Origin of the sequence: Dyadobacter sp. CECT 9275 (assembly GCF_907164905.1) — a bacterium.
In the GTDB taxonomy this organism is placed as follows: domain Bacteria; phylum Bacteroidota; class Bacteroidia; order Cytophagales; family Spirosomataceae; genus Dyadobacter; species Dyadobacter helix.
This window is the reverse complement of the sequence record NZ_CAJRAF010000004.1, coordinates 760,217-781,279: the sequence shown is the minus strand read 5'-3', so window position 1 is coordinate 781,279 and position 21,063 is coordinate 760,217. Positions and strand designations below refer to the sequence as shown.

The window sequence follows — 21,063 nt, the reverse complement described above, 5'->3', positions numbered from 1 at the left end:
GCAATTTGGTAAACTTTCGGGTGGTAAGGTACCTACTTCATTTTCAGTCGAAGCGATACGGTATAACTAGTATCTTCTTCTGTCACAGTTAGTTCGTGTTCTCCGGGGTACAGCAGTTCCAGCCGTTTACGCACATTGACCAACCCTAGTCCGCTGCTTTTTGGTATAATGTTATTTTCTCCGGTCAGCTGACCATGTGAGTTTTTGACAGAAAACAGGATATTATTACTCCATGTTTTCAAAGAAAGATCAATATAGATTTTTTCGTCAAACGTGTTTTTAGAATGTTTGAAAGCATTTTCAATGAAGACAATCAGCAGCATGGGTGCAATTTTAATGGCCGTTCCATCCATATTTTCCACATCGGTAGTAAGCCGAAGCCTTTCCCCGATCCTGATTTTTTCGAAATCAATGTAGTTGTGGATATAGGCCAGCTCGTCCTTTAGGAGCACAAAGTTTTCATTCCTGTCGTAAACCGAATAACGCAGCAAATCGGAAAGTTTGAGCAGCAACGGTGGTATCTTTTCGTGCTGGGTTAGGGAAAGTCCGTAAAGATTATTGAGTGTGTTAAACAAGAAATGCGGGCTCAGTTGCGAGTGCAAAAGCTGTAACTCGCTCTGGCTATGAGCAGCGGAAGTCTGCGCTTCTCTGAGCTGTTTCTGGCTCACAAGCCAACCGAGCTTGATCAGCGCTCCCGTGGCCAGGCTGATCAGTAAAAACGGTACCCAGTATAACAGCAGGTTCAACGCTCCGTAGGTCTCAAAGGGGAAATCGGCATGGAAAAAGAGCCAGGCGGTGCTGAACACGATCAGTACAAAAAGCCCTATGAGCGCAGAGCTGGATATGTTTTTACGATTAATGGCCCACAGCCTTGCCAGATACCTTCCCATGAAAACCCCAGCTATAAAACAGCCAGTGGCAGCGGTTGCTACGGCTTCATCCTCGTGTACATGGATGGTTCTGATATAAGCGTCCACCGCCAGCCAGATAGGTACCGATGCAATCGCTGAAAGCAGCAGGTATATACTTTTTCGGTTGAGATCCTGATCCGGAATTTCTTTTGTGTTCATGGTCGTGTTTCATTAAAGTTACTGATGATGCTGCAAAACTGTGCATCACCGGCAGCACCCGTAAATTCTTCTGGCGGACAGGATGAAATCTATGACAGAAGGCCCTTTAAAGCCTTCGAATGATTTGGTCATCCCCCCAAGGCTTTCTGTCATGGATTGGGGAAGTTACAACACTATTATTTCATGTGGCGGGCTGAGCGGTCAATATTTGCTTCATCAATTATGATATGCCACGCAAAACCTTATGCCATGAAAACTTATTTCTTTTCTCTGCTCTTCTTGAGTATTTGCTTCCATTTATTTGCACAAAGTCCCACTAAACTGATTTCAGGAACGGTTAAAGATACCAAAAATGAAGTATTACCCGGGGCTACTGTAAGATTATTAAAATCAGCCGATTCCGTCCTGGTAAAAGGGGAGATCACCGATGTAAACGGCAAGTTCAGTTTTAAGGATCTCGAAAACAGTACTTATCTGTTATCCATTACCTCGCTGGGACAAAAGCAGTTTACGAGTGTTCCTCTGGTAATTGATGACATGCACCCCGCCATTTCACTACCCGTGATTATCCTGTTGCCGGCTAAAAACATCGAATTGAATGAGGTGGTAATCAAATCCAAAAAACCGCTTATTGTCCAGGAGATCGATAAAACGGTGGTGAATGTTGAGGCCATGATCAGCAGCGCTGCCAGTAATACTTTGGAGGTAATGGAAAAAACACCCGGTGTATCGGTGAGCAGCAGCGGTGAGGTAAGTCTGAACGGCCGCGGGGGCGTGCTGGTATTGATCGATGGCCGGAGTACCTATATGTCCGGCCAGGATCTGGCGGCTTATCTAAAATCGTTACCGGGCGGCCTTCTTGATAAAATCGAACTGATGGATAACCCTCCGGCGCGGTATGACGCATCGGGTAATGCGGTGATCAATATCAGGCTGAAAAAAAACAGGGAAGGGGGGCTGACGGGAAATGTGGCCATGGGGGTGAGCATGGGTAAATATGCCAGAACAAATGATGCGCTTAACCTGAACTACAACTTCAGAAAAGTGAATGTGTTCGCTAATCTGGGGTATGGCTACGAAAAAAATTACAACCTGGACCATTTCGACAGGCGATTTTACAACGGTGACGCAGAACCGACATCGACGGTCAATCTGGTAAACGACCAGCGGACGGTAAGCAAGGGTATTAATGTCAATTTAGGGCTGGATTTTGCGGCTACTTCCAAAACCACCTACGGGCTGATCCTCAACCTGAACGACGGCGAAAGAAACGGGAAATTTGATTATGCGAGTACCACCCCGCGGCCGGTGAACGGACTGGAAACAACGGGCTCAGGTAATACAGTGAGCACCGATCAAAGAACCAATACCAGCATGAACCTGAACATGCTGCACAAGTTTAACCCTAATGGCAGAGAACTTTCTGCGGACGTCAACTACCTGCATTATCAATCCAGAGGCAATCAAACCTTGCGGAATTATATCTTCCAGTCCGGTGGCACTCCTGACGGGCAGAACACATTTCTATACGCTGTTCCTTCCGGCATCAACATTTATACAGCCAAGGCGGACTATGTGCACCCTCTGAAAAACAAGGCCAGTATTGACGCCGGTTTCAAAACCAGTGTCATCGACAACGACATTATCTTTGATTATTACAAGGTAACAAACAATGTTCCGTCGCTTGATAACAGCCAGTCCAATCATTTCCGGTACCATGAGAACATTAATGCCATATATATCAACGGACAGAAAAAATGGAAACGTCTTGGCGCGCAGTTTGGGCTGAGAGTGGAAAACACTCAGGCGCGGGGAAAACAGCTGGGAAATGCCGAGGTGGAGGGATCTTCCTTTACGAAGAACTATACCGGTTTGTTTCCGGGTATCTTCGTCAACTATAAACTGGATGATGCCGGCAAAAATACGCTGGGGCTGATGGCGGTCCGCAGGATCAGCCGGCCCAATTACCAGTTGCTGAATCCGTTTGTTTTTTATAAGGATCAGTATTCCTACAGCTCCGGAAATCCTATGCTCAACCCGCAGTATCAGCACCGTATTGAACTGAAATATCAGCATAAGCAGTTCCTGAATATGGGTTTAAGCTACAACAAATTTACGCACTCTATTTTTCAGACCACCCGGGTGGACGGTAATGTTTTAACCACCCGGCCAGACAATCTGGCCGGAGGTTTTATGGTTCTTCTGAACACAACGGTATCCGCTTCGCCTGTGAAATGGTGGTACACCAACACTACACTGAGGCTTTCCCGAATCGGGCTGAAAGGGCTGGTTGATAACGAAAACCTTAACTTCAGTACCAATATCGCGCGGCTGGAGGTCAATAATTATTTTACGATTTCGAAGAACATCGGTGCTGAACTGGGAGGATACTATGCCAGCCGGGACCTGACCGGGCAGACCGTTACCAGTGATATGTACCGCGTGAACGCGTCGGTGCAGCAAAGGATCTGGAAGGGAAAGGGCAGCATCAGGTTAACTTTTGAAGACCTGTTTCATTCCTGGATATACCATAACAAATCGATAGGCTTGCCGCAGTCTGAATACTGGCAGACCGGTGAGTCTGACACCCAAAGAGTTGGTTTTGCGATGACCTACCGTTTTGGAAAGGATACCTTTGCCCGCAAACGCAAGCATACCAACAACGCGATGGATGAAGAAAAGGGAAGGATTGAATGACCAAATTCGTAAGAATTTAATACCGACCACCGAGAAAACGACTTCTTCCCGGTGGTCGGTATTGATTTTATGATCCCAAGTATTACTTCTGATTGAGCTCGATCAGGTAGCCATCCGGATCGGCAAAATAGATCTGCGTAACGCCGTCGAAACGTACCTGCTTGTGAAAGGGGATATTTTTCTGTTTCAGAAATTTCTCTGCCTGGTCTATTGATCCCACAAACAAAGCAAAATGGCCGCCGTCCTTGTCGTTTACCACGGGTGTGGTGCGGCCCGCAAGCAGGTGAATCATTTGTCCGTCACCGGTTTCAAACCATCCTCTTATGGCTTTAAGATTATCCGGAACCGTCACGGGTTTCAGGCCGATAATGTCCCTGTAAAAAGTTTTGCTGGCTTCGATATCTTTCACCTGCAGTGCCAGGTGATTTAAGCGCAGTGTGCCAAGTTTTTCAACGTTTTGTGAAAACGCAGAATTAAGAACGGAGATAAAAAGAAGAATAAAAAATAATTTTTTCATAGTTTATGCCAATTGATACCGAAGATGAATGAATGGAAATTTACGGATTACCAGTCAAAGATATGGGAAAACCATATGCCAGATTTAATTACTGTAAACCTGATAGTATACTGCGTTTGCTTTGGACTTTTTAAGGTGAATTGAATATTCCAGTGCCAGGTAGGATCATTGACTTTATTTTAATTGCTAAATCCAGTGACTGCCTACCGATTACCGCTTACCGCCTACTATTACTAAGTACCACTGCCAACCGCTATCCTTCCAGTTATTAATAATATGAGCAGACGAAAATTTTTACAGAACATAACCGCAACTTCTATCCTCGCCCCGCTGTCTGTTGACCATCTTTTGAACCAGGCAGAGGATAAAGAAACAGGTCCACTGAAAACCGGGAATGGCCAACAGGCTCTTGAGAATGCAGCAAGAAATCTCAGAGCCAAACTTTTTAACGATCCGCTTCGACCTACCTACCATTTTGTTTCCCCCGAAGGAGACGCGTACCCTTTTGATCCTAACGGAGCCATTTTCTGGAAAGGAAAGTATCATCTTGGTTATATTTATCAGCATAATGATGCCAACGGAAAGCGGATTCACTGGTGGGGCCATGTGATAAGCCATGATCTGTTTCACTGGAGTTCGCTTCCGCCTATGCTCACAGTAGAAGAGAAAGATCCGGAAACCGGGATTTTCAGCGGAGGGGCGTTTTTGTCCAGGGAGGGAGTACCGCACATCGTTTATCATGGCACGGAAGCTGGAAACTGCATAGCCAAAGCCGCTGACGATGATTTGATCCGGTGGGAAAAGTTTGAAACTAACCCGGTACTTCCGATTAAAAAAGGCGGATCGCTTACCGAACGGAAGGATGATAACAGCAGCAACGCATGGGACCCGCATATCTGGCTGGAAGGCGATACCTATTACCAGATTTCGGGCGGTAATCCTGCCGCACTTTTTAAGTCCCAAAACCTGAAAGACTGGCAGTATACCGGCACTTTTATGGACGAGACCAAAAGAATGAGAAATGATACCGAAGACTGGTCGTGTCCCGATTTCTTTAAACTGGGGAAAAAATATGTGGCCGTGGCCATTAGCCATAACCTGGGCACGCAATACTACATCGGAGATTTTGTAAACGAAAGGTTTGTGCCCGAAAAACACGAGCGCATGAACTGGTATGGCGGCACTTTTTTTGCACCCGAAACTTTGATAGACGACAAGGGAAGGCGTATTCTCTGGGGATGGGTGCTGGAAAGAAGGGATTACAAGGACGTCCAAGGCTGGTCGGGGACGATGAGCCTGCCCCGTGTATTGACACTTTCCGAGCAGGGAAATATGGTCATTTCGCCACCCGATGAGGTTAAATTACTACGGTATAATCCAAAGACCGCGGATAAGATCACCCTGGCGGGTAACGGAAAGGTGGTTCCTGTCAGGGAATTTGCAGGGAATACCATTGAGTTGCACGGAACGTTTTCGTCAAAAGGTACCGGAGCGTTCGGGTTTAAGGTACTTTGTTCTCCGGATGGAAAAGAGGAAACAATCATAAAATATGATCCCGTGAAAAAGGAAATTATTATTGACTATGTCAATTCGGCTTCACCCGGCAATGTGAAATTTCCTTCCTATTGCATGATGGGATACCTGGATAAATCGGTTCCGGAATATGTATCAGAACAGCGCGCACCGCTGGCTCTGAAACCGGGAGAGGATCTGAAACTTGAGATTTTTATTGATAAGTCCATCATCGAAGTTTTCGCGAACCGCCGCCTTTGCGTTACGCAGCGGGTATATCCCACCCGTTCAGACAGCACCGGCGTGAGTTTGTACAGTGAAGGAAGCGGGGTTGTAAAAGTGTCGGAGCTGCGTTGCTGGGATATGGCAAAAACCAATTTTGTCTGACATAGCCATTGGGTTTTCTTGGGAAAAGATAAAGTTGGCACATTATTTGAAGCGTTAGCACCAATCAATACTTATCCTTATTATTGACTGTGGAAACGGGAGTTATCCGCAGAATTGTGTTGTTAACATCAAACATTTTAAAATATGCGTTGGCAGGATTTACGAAGAAGTGGAAACGTTGAAGATCGCCGTGGAATGTCTGGAGGCGGAAAAGTGGCCCTGGGCGGAATCGGAGTAATTATTGTGGTGGCCATAGGATTGCTCACCGGACAGGATCCCGCAGAAATTCTGTCCAACCTGCAGCAAGGGGGGCAGGCAACGGAGCAGGGCGTAACCCGTGAGCCCGGCCCTCGCCCGGACGATAAAACAGCTGATTTTGTATCGGCTGTGCTGGGAAGTACCGAAGACGTCTGGGATGAGATCTATGCTGAAAATAACAGTCAGTACGAAAAACCGACCCTCCAGATCTTTGAAAATGCAACCCAGGGAGCCTGCGGAAGTGCCTCGTCCGCGATGGGTCCTTTCTACTGTCCGGCAGACCAGAAAGTGTATATAGATCTTTCCTTTTGCGATGAGCTGAGAGACCGGTTCAAGGCGCCGGGAGATTTTGCGGTTGCATACGTGGTGGCGCATGAAGTAGGGCATCATGTGCAGAACCTGATGGGTATATCAGGCCAGCTCCAGGAACAACGCGGAAGAATGAGCGAGAAGGAATATAACCGGCTGTCGGTAAAACTGGAACTGCAGGCCGATTTCCTCGCCGGAGTTTGGGCTAACCGTGCGCAGCAGATGAGCAAGATCCTGGAACCGGGCGATCTGGAATCAGCATTAAAAGCGGCTAATGCCATCGGGGATGACAAACTACAAAAGGAGGCGCAAGGTTATGTGGTGCCAGATGCCTTCACCCATGGTACTTCCCAGCAAAGAATGTACTGGTTTAAAAAGGGCTTTGAAACGGGAGATCTCAGTCAGGGAAAGTATCAGGATATCCAGTGAGATTCCAGATTTTGGCACTAGAACAGGAACCTGGTAGCAAAGAATATACGTAGAAAAAATTCATTTTTATTTGCCGCAGACATGTTTCATGGAATGATTATTGATAAAGTTTTATCAAATAATGATTTTTTACTAAAAATGAAACATCATGAAAGCGATAAAATTGAATATGCTGGCGCTGGCTTTTATCAGCACAGCAGCGTTGGCCCAGGTGACGCCAACTACACCATCCACGGTTCCCGGCGGCGCAACGGCGCCTGCTACCGTACAGTCTAGTAACAGCTATCCGGTGAATACCCCCGGTAGTACTGTTCAGCCTTACCAGTCGATAATTCCGGGCAGTACGGTTCAGCCTTCGACAGTTCCGGGCTCATTAACAAATCCGGGAGTTACTACGCCTGGGTCGGTGATACCGGGCACAGTATCTCCGGGAACTGTCACGCAGCCATCCGCCGTTACAACGCCTTCTACTGCTCCCGGGGCTGTTAATCCAGCCACGCAGCCAGGTGTAATAAGCCAGTCGCCGATTAATCAGGCAACACCTACTTACCAGAGACCCGCATCTGCACCAAGGTCTGCGGCGCCGGCTAGTAGTACCAATCCGGCAACGCAAGGAACCACCGCACCGTCGTCTACGGTACCAGCCACCACACCGTCAACGGTAGTTCCCCGTACACCTTAGTACATATACTTTAAGATTTGATAAACCCCATACCTGGTTACTCTTGCTGAGGCAATGTGTGGCCAGGTATTTTTTGTAAAGGAACTGACGAAAAATGTGGACGTAAATTTCCCGCCAGCCCGTTTGGATGGGCTGAAATAGGGTACTTGCAATCCCATTTAATCAATTTTTGGGTGTTTTTTGATACTCATGCTATTTGGAACAGTTTTGTTAAAACCGGGAATCTGTGGGAAGGCCGGGGCATAGGATTGCCTTCCGTTATTAATTAAATGTTGAGATGTAATGAAACTTGAAGAATTTTATAATAAGGTATATGTTTGGGTACTAGACAAAGGCCCTTCTTTTTTACTAGGAATTGTTGTACTGGTTATCGGGCTCTGGCTGGTTAGAAAGCTGTCTGTTTGGATGACCGGCCGTTTGCACAAGAGAGAAATCGACCCATCTTTGAGACCCTTTCTGCTCAGTTTAACCATCACTTCCCTGCGTATATTATTAATCATCGCGGCCATGCAGATTGTGGGGGTACAGATGACTATTTTCGCCGCACTCATAGGTGCGATAGGTGTGGCGGCCGGACTGGCACTGTCGGGTACGCTTCAGAATTTTACCAGCGGGGTGCTCATCCTGATGCTCAAACCTTTCCATGTTGGAGATAATATTCTGGCTCAGGGCCATGAGGGGACGGTTACAGCCATAAAAATATTTTATACCGTTGTCACTACCTTCGATAACCGAACGGTGGTTATTCCCAACAGCAAACTATCCAACGAGGTGATCGTTAATATCAGCCGGTCGGGTAGCAGAAGGCTGGATATTGAGCTTAAATTCAATAACAGCATTGATTTTGAAGCCGTCAAAAATCTGATTAACGACACCATCAGGAAATCCCAGAATATCCTTAAAAAGCCGGAAGGGCGTGTAGGTATATCCTCCATCGAACCGGACGGTTATAAGGTAATGCTGAACGTCTGGATCAGTTCACACGGATTTACGGATGCAAAGATGATGTTCCAGCAAAAGCTGATCGAAAATCTTCATGCGTCAGGCCTGAAACTGCCGGGTATGTAGAGCTCTAATTTTGCTTATAGCGTATAAGGTAGACGTGACTACGGGTGTCTGTTTTCTTCTGCTTATACAGCAGTGCATCTGACAGGTTTGCCTGAAATATCTTGTGCGGTCCGGTTTCAGTATTCTTTTAAATTTCAAATTAAAGAACGGAAGTCAATATGGAACTACGAAAACCTGGAGTAACTTTTATTGAAAATAATCCATCCCAGGTTGTCCTGTGGGTGCCTGAAGCAAGTAGTGCAGGATTTGTACTGATGGAAGACGGTCAGCGCATTCCGATGATTCCGGGGGAGTATGGTTACTGGACGTTGGAACATCCGCTTAGCCCTGGCGACAGGTACCAGTTTATCATCAATGGGGAAAAAACGCTGCCTGATCCTGCATCGTTGTCCCAGCCGGAGGGCGTCCATGGCCCTTCGGAAGTGGTTGATCTCACTTTTGACTGGACTGATACCCACTGGAAGAACGTTCCGCTTGCCGATTATATCATTTATGAAGTCCATACCGGCACTTTCACCGACGAGGGCACTTTTGCGGCAATGGAAGAAAAGCTGGACTATCTGGTCAGTCTTGGTATTACGGCTATAGAAATGATGCCTGTGGCGCAGTTTCCCGGTGATAGAAACTGGGGATATGATGGCGTTTTTCCCTATTGTGTGCAGCATTCGTATGGTGGAGCGAAGGCATTACAGCAACTGGTAGACACCTGCCATTCCAAGGGGCTGGCCGTTATTCTGGATGTTGTATATAACCATCTGGGGCCTGAGGGGAATTATTTGGGAGAATTTGCCCCCTATTTTACCGATAAATACCACACGCCCTGGGGTAGTGCCATAAACTTTGACGATGCCTGGTGCGACGGCGTTAGAAAATATTACCTTGAAAATGCACTCATGTGGTTCAGGGATTTTCACATAGATGCCCTTCGACTGGATGCTGTTCATGCCATAAAGGATTTAAGTCCCCTGCATGTCTTACAGGAAATGAGGCAGCAGGCGGACGCTTTATCTATTCAGACCGGCAGACCGTATTATCTTATTGCAGAGCTGGACCTGAATGATACCCGCTTTATCAATCCGCAGGAAAAAGGCGGTTTCGGATTGCACACGCAGTGGATAGACGAGTTTCATCATGCCCTGAGAGTGAGCGCCGGGCAGGAGCGGTCTTCTTATTATGCTGATTTCGATGGTGTTGTGTCTTTGTCCAAAGCATACCGGGATGCCTATGTTTTTAACGGGATTTATTCGGAGCACCGAAAAAAGAAATTTGGTATGCCTACGGATAATCTTGGGGAGCAGTTCATCGTTTTCTCGCAGAACCATGATCAGGTAGGAAACCGCATGCTGGGTGAGCGTACCAGTGCGCTTGTCAGTTATGAAATGCAGAAACTGATGGCCGGTGCCGTACTGGTAAGTCCTTATCTGCCCATGCTTTTTATGGGTGAAGAGTATGGCGAATCCAATCCTTTCTTGTATTTTGTTAGCCACACGGATCCTGAACTTGCCGAGGCGGTGCGCCAGGGCCGGAAAAATGAGTTCAGCGCATTCCATATAGAGGGTGAAGCGCCGGATCCTGTTGCTGAAAAAACCTTTGTCGACTCACGACTTCAGTGGGGGTTGATCCAAAAAGAGCCTCATCAGACGATGTTACGTTATTACCGGCGGCTGATAGACATACGTAAGCGCCAGGCTGCGCTGCACATGTTAAACAGGAAAGACTCAACAGTGGAATGTCTGGAGAATCAGCGGACGATTATTCTCTTACGTCAGCACAAAATGCAGGATGTAGTATGCCTGCTGAATTTTTCAAAAGAGCCGCAACATGTTCATGTTAATCTTTATGCGGCCGTTTGGCACAAACTCATCGCTTCTTCTGATGAGCAGTGGGGCGGCGCTGTGGATTTCCCCGATACCATAGCGGAAGAAATAACCTTGGAATTAGCACCTGAATCTATCACCATATATACCAACGATTTATGAATAATCTCGCCGCGACCTACCGCCTGCAGTTCCGTAAGGAATTCAGTTTTAAAGATTTAAAAAAAATAATTCCCTACCTGCAGAAGCTAGGGGTCAGTACGATTTATGCTTCTCCCGTTTTCAAGTCCACTTCCGGCAGCAGCCATGGTTACGACGGCGTAAATCCAAATCAGATTGATCCTGAAATTGGTACCGAGCAGGACCTGCTGGATGTCAGTGGTATCCTGAAAGAAAACCAAATGAGCTGGTTACAGGATATTGTTCCCAATCACATGGCGTTCCATTCCGAGAATCCCTGGCTGATGGATGTACTGGAAAAAGGAATGCAGTCGCTTTATCTGCCGTTTTTTGATATCGCCTGGAACAGCCGGTTGTACCACGGTAAACTAATGGTACCCTTCCTGTCGGCGGACCTGGACGAGATACTGGAAAATGACCAGGTCGCGCTGAAATACCAGTCAAGCCGCTTGGTGATACGTTATGAAGAGGCCGTTTTTCCGCTCAATCCGCAGGCATACCTGTTGGTGCTGGATACCCCCGAAATGCTCAGCAACCAGTCTTTGGCACAGATTGTCAGCCAGATCGGTGCACTGAACCAGGAGCAGGAAGCACATACCTTTACCGAAATGTGGCATGAGATTTTGCTCCAGCTGCAATCCATTCTGGGCAACGGGGCTGCAATGGAACAAGTGAGCAACAGGCTGGAAGGGATTAATGCCGACAGGCAACTGTTACGGCAGGTGATTGATATGCAGAACTATGCTTTGTGCCACTGGCAAAAAACGGAGCATCAGATCAATTTTCGGCGCTTTTTTACCGTCAACGGACTTATTTGTCTGAATATACAAAATGAGGAAGTTTTTGGTAGATACCATGTATTAATCAAATCACTCATAGATAAAGGAGTCATTCAGGGCCTTAGGATCGACCACATTGATGGCCTATACAATCCCTCCCGATACCTGCAGCACCTTCGTCAGCTGGCAGGTGACGATACGAGTATTATGGTGGAAAAAATTCTGAAGAATGGCGAATCTCTCCCGAAATCCTGGCCGGTGGAAGGTACTACCGGTTATGAGTTTTTAGCTGCGGTTAATAATGTACTGACGAACAAGGCAAGCGAGAGCACTTTTACGGAATATTATCAGAATCTGGTCGGAGAAAGCAAGCCGGTTACGCAGTTGCTGCTTGAAAAGAAGGCGCACATCCTGTATGAACATATGGGAGGTGAGCTGGAAAATCTGTATCAGCTTTTTGTGGAATTGAACCTGGTGGAGGAGGAAGCGCTGCATTCGGTGGGTAAAGAAAGCCTGAAAAGTGCAATCGGGGAATTTTTGGTTCATTGTCCGGTGTACCGGTATTACGGGAATGTATTTCCGCTGGACAACACGGAGATGGCTGCCGTAAGTCAAATACTGGATGAGGTTAAAAACGCTCATCCTGAACTGGAGGAAGCCGTTGGTATTCTTGCGGATTCGTTGTTAAACCGTCCGGCAGAGGAAAATGACGACTATAAGAACAACGCAGCGGAATTTTATCAAAGGTGCATGCAATTCACCGGACCTGTAATGGCCAAGGGAGACGAAGATACCCTCATGTATACCTATAACCGATTTCTCGGGCATAATGAGGTTGGGGATTCCGTGGAAAATTTTGGGATATCGCCCCACGATTTCCATAACAAAATGAAGACGCGCCGTAAAGACTGGCCGCTGTCCCTCAACAGTACATCCACCCATGATACCAAGCGGGGAGAGGACGTAAGAGCGCGGCTGAATGTCCTGACCGATTTTGCCCCGCAATGGTTTGAGCACGTGGACGCATGGCGGGAAATGAATGTAGGAGTAATTGAAAAATGTGGCGCTCCCGATGCGAATGACGAGTACTTGATATACCAAACCCTGGCAGGTGCATTTCCAATGCCAGGCGAAGACGAGGATGATTTTCAAAAACGGTTGGAAGAATACCTGCAGAAAGCATTCCGCGAGGCAAAACGGAATACCTCCTGGACAGCGCCCAATGAAGCTTATGAAACAGGGGTAACGTCGTTCGTTCAGGCGATTTTGGATAAGGAAAGTGCCTTCTGGAAGAGTTTTTCAGCCTTCCACACCGAAATTTCGGAGTATGGTGTCATCAACTCGCTTTCACAATTGCTGCTGAAATTTGCCTGTCCGGGCGTACCAGATGTTTATCAGGGGTGTGATTTGTGGGATTTCAGTATGGTAGATCCTGACAACAGAAGAGCGGTGGATTTTGTAAAAAGGCAGCAGTGGCTCGCGGAATTTGATGCGTATGAGGATCCACAGCGTCTTCTGGAAAAACTGTGGCAAAATCGCAATACCGGGCAAATCAAGTTGTGGTTAACGCAGCAGTTGTTTCACCTGAGGAAAAATGAGGCGGCAATTTTCTCGGAAGGGGACTACGTGCCTCTTCAGACAGACGGAATTTTTAAAGATCATATTCTGGCCTTTGCCAGAATTTATAAACAAAAGGTACTGATTGTGGCGGTTCCACTCCACATATCTGACATATGCAGGAAACAAGGGACAGATATTTTTAATATTGACTGGAAAGATACTGAAATCATACTGCCGCACGGACTGAATACGGGCTGGCAGAATTTGGTAACGGGGCAGGAGATTACGTTTGAATCTCTTTTTCCATCCGTACTTTTCAGCGATTTTCCGGTTGCTGTTTTAAAAGGCACAAGGGTGACCAACGTACGTAGTGCAGGTATTCTCACCCATATTACTTCCCTTGCTTCGCCATTCGGGATAGGTGATATGGGGCCTGAAGCCTATGCTTTTGCGGATTTTCTGGCCAAAAGCCATCAGCGGATATGGCAACTGTTGCCGCTGAATCCCACCGAAGTATCTCAGGGAAATTCTCCTTATAGTGCACTCTCAAGCCGCGCAGGAAATCCCCTGTTGATCAGTCCCGAAATACTGGCGGCGGATGGCTTGCTGGATGCCGTAAATCTGACCGACTACTATCTTCCCCAGAATGGGAAAACAGATTATACCAAGGCAGGTGAGGTGAAAATGGAAATCCTGAGACAGGCTTATGCCAGCTACGTAAATCAGCCTGAGGTGTTTTCTACAGAAGCTTTTGATGAATTCTGTGCGGATAATCAGGAATGGCTGCAGGACTTTGCTTTGTATATGCTGCTGAAAGGGAAACATCCTGACCAACCCTGGGCAGAATGGGAAGAACCGTATAAGCTGCACGACGACGCGGTATTGAAGGAACTGGCCGATCAGGAACCAGACGAAATCCGGTTTATCAAATGGATGCAGTATATATTCGTCCGTCAGTGGAAAGCACTTCGGGCTTATTGTAATGAAAGAGATATCCGCATATTGGGAGACATGCCGTTTTATGTAAGTTACAATTCATCGGACGTTTGGGCAAATAAGGATTTTTTCCAGATTGATGAAAGCGGTAAAATTACTGGTGTTGCCGGTGTCCCGCCAGACGCCTTTGCCAAGGAAGGACAACTCTGGGGTATGCCTGTATTTAACTGGCCGGCTCTGAAAGCGCAGGGATACCAGTGGTGGACCGAGCGGCTCCGCAAGAATATCGAACTTTTTGATCTGGTACGGCTGGATCATTTCCGTGCCTTTGCAGACTATTGGGTTGTTCCAGGTGGGGATACCACCGCTATCAACGGTGTATGGGAGCACGGCCCCGGTGCCGATTTCTTTGACACGATGAAGGAAAAACTGGGAAGCCTGCCTTTTGTGGCGGAAGACTTGGGCAAAACCAGTCCGGCTGTTTTCCAGCTCCGCGATGCGTTTGAGCTGCCGGGAATGAAAGTACTGCAGTATGGTTTTGATGAAAGCATGCCCGAGTCGGATCATATTCCCCATAATTATACCCCTAATTTTATCGCCTATACAGGTACGCATGACAACAATACCATAAGAGGCTGGTTCAGAAAAGATGTTGACGAGGAAACTTTGGAACGTCTGCAGGAGTTTTTGGGCAGGTCGGTGAATGAGGAGGAAGTATATGAAGTAATGGCAAGGCTGCTGTATTCATCCGTTGCAAAAACGGTGGTATTGCCCATACAGGATGTACTGAATCTGGACGAGTCCAATAAAATGAATATTCCCGGGTCCAACGATGGTAACTGGGCCTGGCGTCTCTTACCTGGCCAGCTCACCCGGGAAACTCAGAATAAACTGAAATTGTGGACTGTACTCTATAACCGGGATTAATGTATCACGCAGGTTTGTCTGTTGTACCATGGAGCGTCTGACCTTCATGGTACAATTTTTTAGGGAACCGTATTTAAAAAAGATAGATATGGACGATCCACAATTTAAAGAAGGTGCCTGGGTGAAGGAAAAAAACGGCACAAACGGGATGACCGTGATCAGGTACTTATCTGACGGGCAGCTGTTGTGTCGTTACACCAATGCGGAAGGGGTGGAGGAGGAAGGCGAATTCAAAGCTTCTGATCTGGAAGTACTTCAGAATTAAAATATAGACAGGCATCATCCGACCTTAGTCAATTTTCAATGGAAAAATCTGGTCTTTCGAGTTATTCACCCGGAACTATTTCCGGGGTCTTTTTTACTAAAAAAGATGCGGACTCGGCTTATAACGCACTTTTACAACGAGGACATCAGGCTGATGATATTGCTGTACTGATGTCTGACGAAACCTTCAGTACCTTTGAAAATGAGGAGAATCTGGCCGTTCAGGAGTATGATCCTGAGGCTGCCCCTGCGCCTGCGGATTCGCTTCTGGCAAAGACCAAGGACATGATTTCGGGAGTGATCGTCACGGCTACCTCTGTTATTTCCTTCCGGGAATGGGGCATTGTTATTTCAAATGCTTTGTTCAGGAAAGCGGATAGTACACCGGCAACGGATGATGGCAAAACGGAGGATGAACATTTTGCAGGATATAACCAACTTAAGGAGCATGTGGGTTCCTATGGAGATACGATGAAGGAGGGCGGTATTATTATCAGTGTAGATCCTAAGAATAAGGAAGACAGGCGTGCGATCGTCAGAGCGTTCAGGGCAAACAATGGCCACGATATCCTTGGCGATGACGGATACACGGAACTTGACTAAGGGAAAGGTGGTCGTTAAATCGTAGTATACTTATGCCTTCATCCGTTATTGAATCCATGTCCTACGATACTGATACTACACTCCGCATTGTATTTCTTTCAGGGACAATTTATGATTACCACCTCGTTCCCGAGCAGGTATTTGCCCGGATGAAAGGTGCAAGGTCAAAAGGTAACTTTTTGAACCGGTATATCAAGGGAAAATATTCTTACAGTAAGGTTGAAACGGAATGACGGTGTGAAGCCGAATGTTACAGAATCCGGCGTTAGGCCAAAAACCGGGCCACCAATTGATGCCCCATATCAATAAATCCTTCGTAGGTTACGGGTTTGGTCATATACCCGTTTATCCCCGCCCGGAACGCTTCTTCCGCCAGCGAATGATCATAGGAGGTGGAGATCATCATAGCGGGAATTAACGGCAGGGTGGGGTCTGACCTTAACGCAGTAATCGTTTCCAGCCCATTCATTTTTGGCATGTTCATGTCCAGCAGGATAAGGGTAGATTCCGGCTCGGTAATTTCCCTGATCAGGGATAAAAGGGCAAGGCCGTTATCCGTTTCAATGATCTTTATTTCCGGATTCACTTCTTTGATAGCCTCTCTGATCAGAAACCTGTCATCCGGATCATCATCTGCCAGATATATTGTCTTTGTCGGCATGGCTGCAATTTACTTGGTACACAGTTGTAACCAAAGTTACTAAACTTTTTTAAACCTGTTTTCGTAAAAAAGTACCTTTCCTTCCGCGCCATTCCAACCAAACGGCCGCAAATGTTTTCAGATAAGAGAAATATTTTTAATTGTGATCGGTAGCATTTCCCCTTTGGGTAACGACATGGTTAAAAACACTTAATCTGTTAGCAAAAATGAAAACAAAATTCATCATCCGTTTCGTCTTTCTTGCCCTTTCGGCGGCTGTTTTTACTTTCTCGTGTAATCAGGAAAACACCGTTGCTCCCGATGGTGATGCTTTCCTGCAGACCAGCGCCGAAAAATACAACAAGCTGATGACCGCACGGGAAACTTTTAAAGGAACACCTTTTGAAATAGACGGGGTTGAGAGGGAAGCGAACATCTTGAAAATCAATGTAAGCGGAGCAGGCGGTATCGAAAATTATAAAATTGTTTGGGACGGTATACTCATGGAGTCCTATCCGATGATGACCCGGCTTGTGGTGAGTTACGACTTACCCGATGGTGTTCAGACCACCGTCATTAACCACTATACCCTGACCGTGGACCTTCAGAAACTTTTTGGAGGATCGGTTGATGCTGCCGATGTTAACGTCCAGGTGTCCAACGGTTCCAAGGAGGATGACAAAGTAATAGATCCCGACGGAAACGTATCCAGTTCCAAGTAATTTCTGGTCTTTTATTTTATTCAACCTATCTGTTGCTTGCCCCATGCTCCGGGGTAGGCAGCATTATTTTTTTAATGTGGAATGGTTATCTGATTGTACGTCTGATGAAAGAGAATGGATTGAGCGTTGCGCAAAAAGGGATTCAAGAGCCCAGCGGTGGGTGTTTAAGCATTTTTTTGGATTGGCAATGGGAATTGGTCTGAGATACCTTTCCAGCAAGGATATGGCGCAGGAGGTTGTGAATGATGCTTTTCTTAAAATATTTGACCAGCTGCCGCAGCAGTTATATACGCTTAAATCTTTCAGAGGCTGGATGAGAACCCTGGTAGTACATACGGCCATTGACTGCTTCAGGAAGGAGAAGAAAAACGATCTTATTTCGGGGCTCAATGGTTACGACGATCAGTTTTGGACGGCGGAAGATGCGTCCGGAAATCAGTCGGTAGCAGAAATCCTGCGCCTGCTGGATAAGTTACCGTCTATGTGGAAGGTAGTGTTCAATTTGTATGAAGTGGAGGGGTATAGCCATGAAGAAATAGCTAAAATGATGCATATTCCGGCGGCGTCATCCAGGGCATATCTGACAAAAGCTAAGCAAAGTCTGCGAAAACTGATAACTATTCAAAACAGGATTAATTAGAAAAGATGTCAGATCAGGAGCCTATCGATAGCGATATGATCAGCCGGCTGAGGGAGTATGCTACCTCCTATCAGCCTGATGCCTGGGAGGATTTTGAAAAATTCAGAGCGGAAAAAAAGCGTGAAAGGCGGCCATTGTTTTATTGGATGCGTATCGCAGCAGGTTTGATGCTTCTCATTGGAATTGGCCTGGGAACTAAAAGGCTACTGAGCGGTAACAAACGAACGAAGGCTCTCACTGGAGGGAAGGAAGTAATTGGCAGCAGAGACCCAGTTGCCGGCCGAGAAAAAAAATTACCGGTATCAGATGGGTTACACCGAAAGGACGGTGGCGGTGCGCCGGGCCGCAATATCGCGGAAAGTAAGCACGTAAGGACCCGGGAAAACGATAATCCGGGAGGTCTCTCTCCAAAAAGCGGTAACCGTTTTTCCCTTCAGAGGAACAGGGGGCTCGGTGAAAATACTGCAAAAGAGGATTATTTATGGTTAAACATCGATGAAGACATTGAAAAAAGTGGAATGGCCGAAACAGCTAGTCGTGCCACATTTTTAGTACCAGAACCTGCCCGGTTTTATACCGTTAATTTTCATAAATTGTATGTGGGCGGCATACCGCAGGAGCTGAATGATGGCATTCGGACTGTCCGGGCGATCCGCTATGGTATCGGCCTGGCACAGCAATCCAACCATGCGGCGGAAACACAGCTGAAAATAAATTATGCGCTGGGCGGAATGATGGATTTGCCTGTCGGCCCTCACCTGGATTTTAGCACCGGTATATATGTGGGCAGGCAATCTCTGGATATAAAACCGGGCATCACTCCGCTTGCCGGGGGAATCCCTCAGCTGCAAAGGGCGCAACATCATTGGCTTAATTTGGAAATGCCGCTGCACCTGAGATACGGGATAGGAAGTTTCGGAATGTTGGGGATTGTAGCCACGGGGGGGATTTCGCTACAGGGGAGTGTAGGGCAAATCGCAGATTATACCTATAAAAATCAGAGGGTTATCACCACTGTAACGGAAACTGAAGGCGGGCCGGTGGTGGTATCCACTCAAACTGTGGAAGATATTAGTTCTGTTACCGATCAGACTCGAAAGGGAAGGTGGAGTTTTGGTACAGCGCTTTACCTTGGTTTGGGAATCAGTTACCCATTGCAAAATAACAGGCTGGCTTTGGAACCCTTTTTCAGGTATCCGATGGGTTCCGTCACCGCGGATAAGCTTCGTTTCACCTCTTTTGGCTTACAGTTGCGTTGGTCGGGAGGGACTTCAAAAAAAGCAGCCCGCTAGGGTATGGTCGAGCTTTTAGGATGCCTTGGTACTTTTTGTTTGAAATTCGCAAAAATTTGTTTGATTTTCGCTAGTGATGTAGCTACCATTTCGCACGACTTTTTTGTTATCCCTTGAGTACTAAAAAAGTAAAAAATGGAAAATACAAAAAACAAGCTGACCTATAAATTGGGGTCGGATATCGAAATAAATCGGCTGGGTTACGGTGCGATGCAACTTACGGGTTCGGGGGTATTCGGAGAAGTGAAGGACCGCGAAAATGCTAAAAAGGTCCTTTTGGCAGCGGTTGAATCGGGAGTGAATTTTATTGATACTGCAGAGGCTTACGGGCCTCAGTTTAATGAATCGCTGATTGCAGAAGCACTTTACCCGTATAAAAAGGATCTGATCATTGCTACAAAAGGAGGATTCAGGCGGCCCGGTCCAGGAAAATGGGTTGTTGATGGTGATCCGAAATTTATAAAAGAAAACATCGAAGGGAGTTTAAAACGATTGAAAACGGATACCATTGACCTTTGGCAACTGCACCGTATTGATCCAAAGGTACCAGTGGAAGAAACGCTGGCGCCGGTTGCCGAGGCAGTGAAAGCGGGAAAGATCAGATATGTTGGGCTGTCGGAAGTAAGTATTGCGCAGATTGAAAAAGCGTCGAAGGTCTTGCCCATTGTGTCGGTGCAGAATCTCTACAATCTGGGCGACCGGCAATGGGATGAAGTTGTTGATTTTACTGCCAGAAACGGGATGGCGTTTATTCCCTGGTTTCCGCTGGCATCCGGCCCCGAGAAGCTTGCAGACAAAATTAGCAATATTGCCAGAAACCATGATGCGACGGTGGCACAAATAGCCCTCGCCTGGTTACTAAAACGTTCCGGTAACATCCTGCTTATTCCCGGGACAAGCTCGTTGAAACATTTGCAAGAAAACCTGAAAGCAGCCGATATTGATCTGACGGACGAAGAGTTTACTTCACTATCCAGACATTAAAACGGCAAAGAAATGCCTGCCTGATCCAGCGGTCCCATTCGGTCAGACGATTTAAAGTTAATATCAAAAAGGTAAGCAGAAACTCCATTGTACAGGGAATTTCCTCCTGTGCTTTGGAGTTTAATCATTTTAGGAAACCTTAATAAAATTGGTAACCCAATACTTAGTGTTCCAATAGCAAGTCAACCGGATGTTTTCACTGAAGATAATCAGCCGTTTTATAACGATAGCTTATTTGCTGGCCTGCCCACTTTTTGCAGTCGGGCAAACAGCCCCGAGGTCTGCCAGGAAACTGGTGAAAGAGAACAGCACCTTTCCTGTACCGTCTGAAAAGCCCGACATGCTTTTTTACCTGCAGCGTTCCCTGGATTTCAATTCAGTGATTTATGAGGCAAATTATGTTGAATCCAGAGGCGGACAACGTAAACTGAACGCGGATGATCCGGTAAATATTTACTGGCTCATGGACGACAAGGAAGGAAGTACAAAGCCGCTTTCAAAAGTTCAAAGGCTGGGCTATGGTATCAGGCCTGCGGATGCGGAGGGGGACGTTGTGCCGATCAGACTGGTGGCTTATCAGGAAATGGGTATTTTTTTGAAACCCTGGCCGAAAGAAGATCGGTATCGTGCGCACATCATGCTGGGAGGCAGGGATGTGGTTCTGTCCCGAGTATTTATCAACATTGATGGAGGTACCAAGCTGAAACCGAACGTGACTTACATCGAAATAACAGGTACTGACAGTCTCACGGGAAAAGGAATTTTACATCGGTTTAAGCCGTAAGAATGG

18 protein-coding genes are annotated in these 21,063 nt (G+C 46.7%); 15 read left to right on the top strand and 3 right to left on the bottom strand.

Going from position 1 to position 21,063, the window contains the following annotated elements:
• Positions 1 to 32: 32 nt before the first annotated feature.
• Positions 33 to 1,070 (bottom strand): sensor histidine kinase, encoded by a 1,038-nt coding sequence (locus tag KOE27_RS28885; protein ID WP_215242315.1) that lies wholly within the window; start codon positions 1,068 to 1,070, stop codon positions 33 to 35.
• A 249-nt stretch (positions 1,071 to 1,319) separates the two neighbouring features.
• On the opposite strand from KOE27_RS28885, the gene KOE27_RS28880 reads away from it, so the two are divergent.
• On the top strand, positions 1,320 to 3,767 hold the full coding sequence (locus KOE27_RS28880; protein WP_215242314.1) for an outer membrane beta-barrel family protein: 2,448 nt from the start codon (positions 1,320 to 1,322) through the stop codon (positions 3,765 to 3,767).
• A gap of 82 nt (positions 3,768 to 3,849) precedes the next feature.
• Here the strand turns inward: KOE27_RS28880 and KOE27_RS28875 are convergent, their stop codons facing one another.
• Positions 3,850 to 4,284: a VOC family protein gene (locus KOE27_RS28875; RefSeq protein ID WP_215242313.1), complete on the bottom strand. Its 435-nt coding sequence runs from the start codon at positions 4,282 to 4,284 to the stop codon at positions 3,850 to 3,852.
• A gap of 276 nt (positions 4,285 to 4,560) precedes the next feature.
• On the opposite strand from KOE27_RS28875, the gene KOE27_RS28870 reads away from it, so the two are divergent.
• The 9 genes from KOE27_RS28870 (at position 4,561) to KOE27_RS28830 (ending at position 16,228) form a co-directional block, all read left to right on the top strand.
• Positions 4,561 to 6,183, top strand: coding sequence for a glycoside hydrolase family 32 protein (locus tag KOE27_RS28870; protein ID WP_215242312.1), 1,623 nt, complete (start codon positions 4,561 to 4,563; stop codon positions 6,181 to 6,183).
• Between the two features lie 144 nt (positions 6,184 to 6,327).
• Positions 6,328 to 7,179, top strand: a complete 852-nt coding sequence (gene ypfJ / locus KOE27_RS28865) for a KPN_02809 family neutral zinc metallopeptidase (RefSeq protein ID WP_215242311.1) — start codon at positions 6,328 to 6,330, stop codon at positions 7,177 to 7,179.
• 148 nt (positions 7,180 to 7,327) lie between these two features.
• Positions 7,328 to 7,861 (top strand): hypothetical protein, encoded by a 534-nt coding sequence (locus KOE27_RS28860; protein ID WP_215242310.1) that lies wholly within the window; start codon positions 7,328 to 7,330, stop codon positions 7,859 to 7,861.
• 282 nt (positions 7,862 to 8,143) lie between these two features.
• Complete coding sequence (locus KOE27_RS28855; protein ID WP_215242309.1) at positions 8,144 to 8,929, top strand: mechanosensitive ion channel family protein; 786 nt, start codon at positions 8,144 to 8,146, stop codon at positions 8,927 to 8,929.
• Positions 8,930 to 9,087: 158 nt separating this feature from the next.
• A complete protein-coding gene (treZ, locus tag KOE27_RS28850; RefSeq protein ID WP_215242308.1) occupies positions 9,088 to 10,908 on the top strand; it encodes a malto-oligosyltrehalose trehalohydrolase in 1,821 nt (606 codons plus the stop codon).
• The gene (gene treY, locus KOE27_RS28845; RefSeq protein WP_215242307.1) at positions 10,905 to 15,128 is read left to right on the top strand and encodes a malto-oligosyltrehalose synthase; all 4,224 of its coding nucleotides are present in this window, start codon (positions 10,905 to 10,907) and stop codon (positions 15,126 to 15,128) included. The genes treZ and treY overlap by 4 nt, the downstream gene beginning before the upstream one ends.
• An 88-nt stretch (positions 15,129 to 15,216) precedes the next feature.
• Entirely contained in the window at positions 15,217 to 15,393 is a 177-nt protein-coding gene (locus KOE27_RS28840; protein ID WP_215242306.1) for a hypothetical protein, read from the top strand.
• Between the two features lie 38 nt (positions 15,394 to 15,431).
• Positions 15,432 to 15,995: a hypothetical protein gene (locus KOE27_RS28835; RefSeq protein ID WP_215242305.1), complete on the top strand. Its 564-nt coding sequence runs from the start codon at positions 15,432 to 15,434 to the stop codon at positions 15,993 to 15,995.
• A 32-nt stretch (positions 15,996 to 16,027) separates the two neighbouring features.
• The gene (locus KOE27_RS28830) at positions 16,028 to 16,228 is read left to right on the top strand and encodes a KTSC domain-containing protein (RefSeq protein ID WP_215242304.1); all 201 of its coding nucleotides are present in this window, start codon (positions 16,028 to 16,030) and stop codon (positions 16,226 to 16,228) included.
• Positions 16,229 to 16,260: 32 nt separating this feature from the next.
• Here KOE27_RS28830 and KOE27_RS28825 read toward each other — a convergent pair whose 3' ends face one another.
• Positions 16,261 to 16,656: a response regulator gene (locus KOE27_RS28825; protein ID WP_215242303.1), complete on the bottom strand. Its 396-nt coding sequence runs from the start codon at positions 16,654 to 16,656 to the stop codon at positions 16,261 to 16,263.
• Between the two features lie 206 nt (positions 16,657 to 16,862).
• Between KOE27_RS28825 and KOE27_RS28820 the strand changes: the two genes are divergently transcribed.
• The 5 genes from KOE27_RS28820 to KOE27_RS28800 all read left to right on the top strand — a co-directional run bounded on the left by KOE27_RS28820 (position 16,863) and on the right by KOE27_RS28800 (position 21,057).
• Entirely contained in the window at positions 16,863 to 17,357 is a 495-nt protein-coding gene (locus tag KOE27_RS28820; RefSeq protein ID WP_215242302.1) for a hypothetical protein, read from the top strand.
• Between the two features lie 76 nt (positions 17,358 to 17,433).
• Entirely contained in the window at positions 17,434 to 17,997 is a 564-nt protein-coding gene (locus tag KOE27_RS28815) for an RNA polymerase sigma factor (protein ID WP_215242301.1), read from the top strand.
• Between the two features lie 5 nt (positions 17,998 to 18,002).
• Positions 18,003 to 19,289 carry a hypothetical protein gene (locus KOE27_RS28810; RefSeq protein ID WP_215242300.1) on the top strand — a complete coding sequence of 429 codons (1,287 nt, stop codon included), beginning with the start codon at positions 18,003 to 18,005 and terminating at the stop codon, positions 19,287 to 19,289.
• Positions 19,290 to 19,424: 135 nt separating this feature from the next.
• Entirely contained in the window at positions 19,425 to 20,273 is an 849-nt protein-coding gene (locus tag KOE27_RS28805) for an aldo/keto reductase (protein ID WP_215242299.1), read from the top strand.
• Positions 20,274 to 20,463: 190 nt separating this feature from the next.
• A complete protein-coding gene (locus KOE27_RS28800) occupies positions 20,464 to 21,057 on the top strand; it encodes a DUF4833 domain-containing protein (RefSeq protein WP_215242298.1) in 594 nt (197 codons plus the stop codon).
• Positions 21,058 to 21,063: the final 6 nt, after the last annotated feature.